The organism is Actinomycetota bacterium (assembly GCA_036280995.1).
Taxonomy (GTDB): domain Bacteria; phylum Actinomycetota; class CALGFH01; order CALGFH01; family CALGFH01; genus CALGFH01.
Map to the genome: position 1 here is coordinate 1 of DASUPQ010000611.1, position 6792 is coordinate 6792.

The window sequence follows — 6792 nt, forward strand, 5'->3', positions numbered from 1 at the left end:
GGCACATTGTTGCAACGATGCGAGGTTATGACCATTCGCAGGTTGTGGCGGCCTTCGCGGCTTCCTACTTTCAAGTCAGCTTGAAAAGCCTCGTCGCCGGTCCTGCCGAGAGAAAGGAACAGGCATGACGGACGTAGCAACGCCCACGACCGAGCGCCCGACGGCCGAAGAGCCCGAGTGGAAGCCCGGCAGGGGGCCGATCGACTGGTTGGGTGGGTGGCGCGTCTGCTGGATCGGCAGCCTCGCCTTCCTCGGCCTGGCCATCGCGATCCGCATCTTCCAGCAGTTCACCGCCTGGACGATCGGGATCGACGCCGCCAGCGAGGACTTCGGCCTGTACTACCGCAGCCTGTTCATCGCCGAGGTGGTCGGCGTGACCGTGGGCACGCTGATGTGGTGGGGCTACCTGGTCCGCAAGGGCCGCACGGTGGTGCTCAAGGAGGCCAGGCACCCCGAGGAGGTCCGCCGGATCGCCGTGTTCTGGGGGCTGGTCGGGATCACCTGCGTGATCCTGTACATCATGGCCAGCTTCTGGCCCAACCAGGACGGCTCCTGGCACCAGACGGCCGTGCGCGACACCGCCCTGACCCCGGCCCACATCCCGATGTTCTTCCTGTTCTTCCCCCTCGGGATCACCTTCACCGTCGGCACCTACCTCTACGGCCGCTACTGGCTGCCCAAGGTGTACGGGGCCGAGAAGGGCTTCCCCTGGTCGTTCTTCTTCCTGATCGCCGCCTCGGTCACCGAGATGGCCCAGGTCGCCATGAACGAGTGGGGCCACAGCCTCTGGATCACCGAGGAGATCTTCGCCGTCCCGTTCCACTGGCCGTTCGTCTTCTACGGCTGGCTGGCGGCCGGGATCTTCGCCCTCTGGGCCGAGACGCTGATCCGCCTGCTCCAGATCGAGGGCGAGATCGAGGCCGAGGCCGGACAGCCGGCGGAGGAGGTCGCCTAGCGGTCCCCGGAGCTTCCTGCAGCACGCCGTAGTACCCGCCGTGACGGCGCGCGGCCGTCGCGGCGGGGTCAGGTCGAGAGCGGGAGGTTGGAACGTGGCCGTCGACTCCAAGACCCTCGAGCTCCGCCAGCTCGTCAACAAGAAGTACAAGTACATCGACCGCAAGTGGGACGCGGTCTTCTGGATCACGGCCGCCTTCGTGGTGGGCGCGGCCGCCGACATCACCAAGCAGCTGTTCGCGGGCGACTGGGACTTCTGGACCGACTGGAAGGACCGGCAGTGGTGGCCGATCATCACGCCGTTCGCGATCATCATCATCGGCTCGGCCCTGCAGTACATCCAGTGGCTGGCCTGGCGCTTCCCCACAGGGATGACCTACACGGCGGTGTGCATGTTCCTGTGCACGCTGATCGGCCGCTGGCTGCAGTGGGGCGCCTTCGTCTACTACCCGATGAACTTCGTCTGGCCGGCGACGATGGTGGCGGCGGCGATCTTCGCCGACTGGGTGTTGCTGAAAACCAAGAGCTTCGTGCTCACCTCGGTGATCGGCGGCATCTTGTTCGCGGTCACCTGGTGGATATCCAACTACATCCCAATGGCGCCGTTCCTCCAACCGGCGCAATGGATGGATCGGGTGGTGACCGTCGCCGACGTCCAGGGCATCGAGTACGTCCGCAGCCAGACCCCCGAGTACCTCCGGATCATCGAGTCCGGCTCGCTGCGGACCTTCCTCGGTGAGACGCAGTACGTCTCGCTGGTCTTCGGGGCGACGGTCGCCGTCGCCGGGTACTGGGTCGGGCAGTTCATCGGGCGCGGTCTGGCCATCTGGCCGATCGGCCGCTTCATGAAGAAGTGGTGATGACGATGCGACGCCGAATCCGCCGGGTCTTCTGGGCCACCCTCGTGGCCGGGGCGCTGCTGGTCGGGTCAGCCCCGGCCGCCTCCGCCCACGGCGAGCGGGCCCAGGAGGCGTTCCTGCGCATGCGCACGGTGGCCTGGATCGACACCACCTACTCCAGGACCACGGTCAGGCAGGGCGAGACCTTCACCATCACCGGCACGGCCAAGATCCTGGACGCCTGGCCGACCAAGCTGGCCGCCGGCGCGCCCAACACCGGCTTCATGGGGATCATCGCCCCCGGCCCGGTGGTGCTGCTGAAGGAGCGGACCATCAACGGCGTGTCGGCGCCGACCCGCATCGACATCCGCCGCGGTGGCATCTACGAGTTCAGCATGACCGTGGCCGGGCGCCGCCCCGGCAGGTGGCACGTGCACCCGTCCTTCTCGGTCAAGGGCGCCGGCACCCTGCTCGGCCCCGGCGAGTGGATCACCGTCGAGGAGAACCCCGACGGCTTCACCAACGACGTGCAGCTGGTCGGCGGGGGCACCGTCAACCTCGAGAACTACCAGCTCACGCCCGTCTGGATCTGGCTGATCCTGACCTTCCTGATCGGCCTGGCCTGGATGATCTACTGGACGGTCCCCAAGCGGACGGTGACCAACCTGGCCGTGACCAGCCAGATCCCGCTCAACACGGACGGGATGGAGTACGGGCTGATCACCAAGAAAGACCATCGCAACATGAACCTGTTCGTCCTCGGGACGGTGCTGCTGCTGGTGGTCGGCTGGATATGGCAGTCGGCGGCCTTCCCGGACAAGATGCCGCAGCAGATCATCCAGTTCGCTCCGCCCGAGCCGGCCATCGCCAGCGCGCCCGCGCTGGCCGAGTCGGCGGTGGGCTCGGCCACCTACGACGCCGCCAGCCAGACCCTGACCGTCGAGACGGACATCACCAACCTCAGCCAGGAGCCCGTCAACCTGACCCAGTTCACGACCACCACCCTCAGGTTCACCACCGGGTCGGCGGCCGGGCCGGGGGTTCTGCAGGTCACACCCGATTCGACGATCCAACCGGGGTCGGCGCCGACCAGGGTCACCCTGACCATGAAGGATCCCGCCTGGGAGACCGAGCACCTCGTCCCCATCGGCGAGTCGCAGCTGCTGGTCACCGGGGTCATGGTGTTCGAGACGGCCGACGGCCAGAAGAACTACACCGAGCTGGAAGCCAACCTCACCCCACGATTCGACTAGTTACGGAGCGGCATGCCGGGTTACACGGTTGCGCACATGGGAGGGATCGACGAGCTCGCCATCATCTGGATGCCGCTGGTGATGGGGATCGGCCTGTGGCTGATCTTCCGCACCGGCAAGGACGAGACGAGCCAGGACGCGACGAGCCAGGAGGACGCGGAGATGACGGAGGAGCAATGACCATCCTCTTCGTGGCCGCGCCGATCGTGATGGCCATCGGGCTGTACCTGATCCTGCGCTTCACCAAGGAGCCAGGGGCGGACGACCCAGGGATGCCGGAGGAGCGATGAGCCAGCTGCTCGCCCACGGCGGCATGTTCGCGGCCAGCAACAGCCTGCTGGTGTTCCTGCCGTTCATCGTCGCCGGGGCGGGCCTGGCCTTCATCATCCGGGCCTTCAGCGACAAGATCGACCGCAAGCCCGACGACGGCGTGGCCCGGCTGCCCACGCTGGAGGAGCGGCCTCTGTACCACGTCCACATGCAGATCCGTTCCGGGAGCAAGCCGTCCAGCGCGTCGCGGGCGGCCGGGCCGACGGTGGCCAAGCTCCCGGCACGGCGATGAGCCTCGAGACAGGAGCGGGACGATGGCGGGAATCCTGTTCGCAGTCCTGATCTTTCTGGCGACGATCGCCTGTATCGGCATCGTCATCTGGGGCTCGGAGCCGCCCTCCTGACAGCGACGCCACCGGGTCCGCGACCGGTCGCCTCCCTCGAACGCACCCTCGAGCGGGGCATCATGACCGGCATGGTCGCGGCCGCGGTCATGGCCCTGTTCTCCATGGTCGCCGCGGCCGCCGACCTCGGCGTGTACGGCCGGCTGTACCTGGTCACGGCCATCGTCGAGCCGGGCCCGCTGGAGGTCTCGATGGCCCAGGCCGAGGCCGGGACGGGGGCCTTCCTGGAGGTCGGCGGGGCCGCGGCCGGCCTGGCCGTGCACCTGGCGATCGGGGCCGGCTTCGGGGCGGTGTTCGCGCTGCTGGCCCGCGGCCTGCACCTGCGCGGCCTGGCCGCGCTGGCCGCCGGAGCCGGCTACGGCCTGGCCGTGATGGCGCTCATGGGGCTGCTGGTGCTGCCCGCGGCCGCCGGGCAGACGGCCGGCGGCCAGCTGATCGCCGACGCCCCGCGCCTGCTCGGCTGGCCGGTGTTCGCCGTCGAGCACCTCCTGTACGGGCTCACCCTCGGCCTCTTCGCGTTCCGCGGAGAGGTACGCAGCCCCTATGCGGCCCAACAGGCCAAGCGCTAAGCTAAGGCGTTGGAGCCGGTCCCCGCCGGAAGGAAGGGGCTGCCGTGCCGGAGACGACCAACGGGGGGCAGAGCCGCCGCGCCTCCGGCCGGGTGCTGTCAACGGCCCAGCACGCCTTCCAGGCGCTGGAGATCATCTCCCAGAACCCGCGGGGCATCCCCATCAAGGCCCTGGCCCGGCGGCTCAACATCAGCCTGTCGTCGGGCTACTACCTGATCAGCTCCATGCGCGAGCAGGGGCTGGCCGAGGTGTCGCCGGCCGGCCCCGGCCTGTACACCCTCGGGCCCAAGGTGAGCCTGCTGTACGAGGGCTACATCGCCGCCTCCGCCCAGCCCGAGCGGCTCACGCCGCTGCTGGAGGAGCTGCGCGACCGCGCCTCGGCCCGGTCGTATTCGGCCCGCTGGAGCAACGGCGACCTCGAGGTGGTGCAGATCCGCGGCCGGCGTGGGGCCAGGGAGCTCCAGGAGGTGACCAAGGGCTTCCGGGGGGCGGCCCACAGCCTGGCCCTCGGCAAGCTGTTCCTGGCCCAGCTGCCCGAGGAGCAGTGGTCGCCGTACCTGCACGGCCCCGCCTACAAGCGCTACACCCCGGCGACCATCACCAGCCCGGTGGCGCTGCGCCGGCACCTGCTGGCGGTGCGCGAGCGCGGGATCGCCTTCGACGTCCAGGAGTTCACCAACGGCGCCTGCTGCATCGCCGCCCCCGTCCGGGATTCCCGCAACGCGCTGGTGGCCGCGCTGGGCATCTCGGTCCCGGCCAAGCGCTTCGAGGCCGAGCAGCGGTCCCTGGTCCGGGTGGTCCGCGATCTGGCCGCCGAGGCGTCGATCGAGATGGGCGCCTAGCTCCTAGCGGATCCCGAACCGGGCCCTGACCCGGGGGCGGACCAGGACGATGGCCAGGCCGAAGTCGATCACCCAGCGCAGCACGCCCGGGACCAGGACGGCGTCCAGCACCAGCACGGCCAGGGCCAGGGGCCATGCCCAGCGCTGCTTCCTGTGCAGGCCGATGGCGGCCGCGATCAGCCCGGCGGCCAGCAGGACGGCCACCGGCACCCCGGTGCCCGAGGTCGCGCGGAAGGTGGCCGAAGCCAGCAGGAGGACCACCCCGACGGCCTTGATGACGAACACCACGACCACGATGCTGACCAGCTGGTCGGCCCGCTCGTGCTCGTCGGTCGTCATCATCCCGATCGTATCCGGTGGGTCGCGCTGGCCTCCACCCGCAGGTCGTCGACCATGACGGTGGCCCGGGGGGACCCGCGGGGGAGGACGACCTCGACGGCCAGGGCGGTGCCCGGCCGCTGGGCCTCGTGGGCGACCTCGACCCGCCGCCAGCCGCGGTCGGGGAGCAGGGCCCCGATGGTGTCGGCGGCGAAGCGCCGCCCGCCGGCGACCTCCAGCAGGGTCACCTGGACCAGGGTGCCCGGCTGGCTGGCCCGGACCCGGAGGGTGGCGGCGTAGACCCGTCCCGGCGTGCACCCGGCCATCCCGGCCGCGGCCATGCCCTGGTTCCCGGGGCCGGTGGGGGTGAAGCCGGCCGGCACGGTCCGCTCGACCCGCGCCCCCCCGACGGAGGTCCAGGCCGCCGGCGGCCTGGTCGTCTCCGGTGGGGGAGCGGCGGCCGGAGGGTCCGGCGCCGGGGCGCCCGGCCGCCCCAGCATCTGCCCGACCAGCACGGCGATGGTGAGCACGATCGCGACGGCGGCCAGCAGCCACTCCGCGACCAGATGCTCACGGGCATCCGTCCTGGACCGCCTGACGCTGGCGAGGTGCCGAGGAGGGTGCCAGTTCGGGCCCCTTCCCATACCAGCCGATGGTCGCGGCCCCCGCCAACGCGCCGCTAACCGGCGACCAGGCCGGCCAGGGCGTCCGAGAACGGCCGATCTCAGCCCTGCCGGGCCGACGCCTCCCGCAGGTCGGCCGCGGTCGGGGGGTCGGCGCCGGGGCGGGTGCAGGTGATGGCGGCGGCCAGGACGGCCTCGTCGGCCAGCTCGCTCAGGGTGGCGGCGTCCATCGCCCGGAGGGCGTCCCGCCGGGCCCCGCCGAGCAGGTGGCGGCGGTGCAGGCCGGCCAGCAGGGCGGCCATGCAGGCGTCGCCGGCGCCGACGGTGTCGACCACCTCGACCGCCCGGCCGGGGCGGCCCAGCACGCCCGCCTGGCGGGTCGCGGCCAGCAGCCCGGCCGGGCCGAGGGTGATCACCACCATCGAGGGGCCCTTGGCCAGCCAGGCCTCGGCCACCTGCTCGGGGGCCCGTCCGGGGAGCAGCCAGTCCAGGTCGTCGGCGCTGGCCTTGACCACGTCGGCCAGGGCGACCAGGGACTCGATGCGGCCGCGGACGGCGTCGGGGGAGCCCATCAGCAGAGGCCGGCAGTTGGGGTCGTAGGTCACGGTCATGGACTGGCGGGCCCCGGCCAGCAGCCGCTGGAGCACGTCGGCTCCGGGCGGCATGGTGAGCGCGATCGACCCGGCGTGCAGGGCCACGACCCCGCCGTCGAGGGCCCCG

The 6792-nt window shown here is 70.9% G+C and carries 10 protein-coding genes; 7 read left to right on the forward strand and 3 right to left on the reverse strand.

The window, feature by feature from the left end:
* Positions 1-124 precede the first annotated feature (124 nt).
* From VF468_20620 to VF468_20650, 7 genes are all read left to right on the forward strand, one after another.
* Complete coding sequence (locus tag VF468_20620; protein ID HEX5880695.1) at positions 125-955, forward strand: methane monooxygenase/ammonia monooxygenase subunit C; 831 nt, start codon at positions 125-127, stop codon at positions 953-955.
* Between the two features lie 94 nt (positions 956-1049).
* Positions 1050-1814, forward strand: coding sequence for a methane monooxygenase/ammonia monooxygenase subunit A (locus VF468_20625; GenBank protein ID HEX5880696.1), 765 nt, complete (start codon positions 1050-1052; stop codon positions 1812-1814).
* A 5-nt stretch (positions 1815-1819) separates the two neighbouring features.
* Positions 1820-3046 (forward strand): methane monooxygenase/ammonia monooxygenase subunit B, encoded by a 1227-nt coding sequence (locus VF468_20630; GenBank protein ID HEX5880697.1) that lies wholly within the window; start codon positions 1820-1822, stop codon positions 3044-3046.
* Positions 3047-3082: 36 nt separating this feature from the next.
* Positions 3083-3226, forward strand: a complete 144-nt coding sequence (locus tag VF468_20635; protein HEX5880698.1) for a hypothetical protein — start codon at positions 3083-3085, stop codon at positions 3224-3226.
* Positions 3227-3332: 106 nt separating this feature from the next.
* The gene (locus VF468_20640; protein ID HEX5880699.1) at positions 3333-3608 is read left to right on the forward strand and encodes a hypothetical protein; all 276 of its coding nucleotides are present in this window, start codon (positions 3333-3335) and stop codon (positions 3606-3608) included.
* A 174-nt stretch (positions 3609-3782) separates the two neighbouring features.
* Positions 3783-4289, forward strand: a complete 507-nt coding sequence (locus VF468_20645; protein HEX5880700.1) for a hypothetical protein — start codon at positions 3783-3785, stop codon at positions 4287-4289.
* A gap of 44 nt (positions 4290-4333) precedes the next feature.
* The gene (locus VF468_20650) at positions 4334-5131 is read left to right on the forward strand and encodes an IclR family transcriptional regulator (GenBank protein ID HEX5880701.1); all 798 of its coding nucleotides are present in this window, start codon (positions 4334-4336) and stop codon (positions 5129-5131) included.
* A gap of 3 nt (positions 5132-5134) precedes the next feature.
* On the opposite strand, the gene VF468_20655 is transcribed toward VF468_20650, so the two are convergent.
* The 3 genes from VF468_20655 to VF468_20665 all read right to left on the reverse strand — a co-directional run.
* Positions 5135-5470, reverse strand: a complete 336-nt coding sequence (locus tag VF468_20655; protein HEX5880702.1) for a hypothetical protein — start codon at positions 5468-5470, stop codon at positions 5135-5137.
* Positions 5470-6093: a hypothetical protein gene (locus VF468_20660; protein ID HEX5880703.1), complete on the reverse strand. Its 624-nt coding sequence runs from the start codon at positions 6091-6093 to the stop codon at positions 5470-5472. The genes VF468_20655 and VF468_20660 overlap by 1 nt, the downstream gene beginning before the upstream one ends.
* An 80-nt stretch (positions 6094-6173) precedes the next feature.
* A partial coding sequence (locus VF468_20665; GenBank protein HEX5880704.1) for a PfkB family carbohydrate kinase occupies positions 6174-6792 on the reverse strand: 619 nt, incomplete at its 5' end.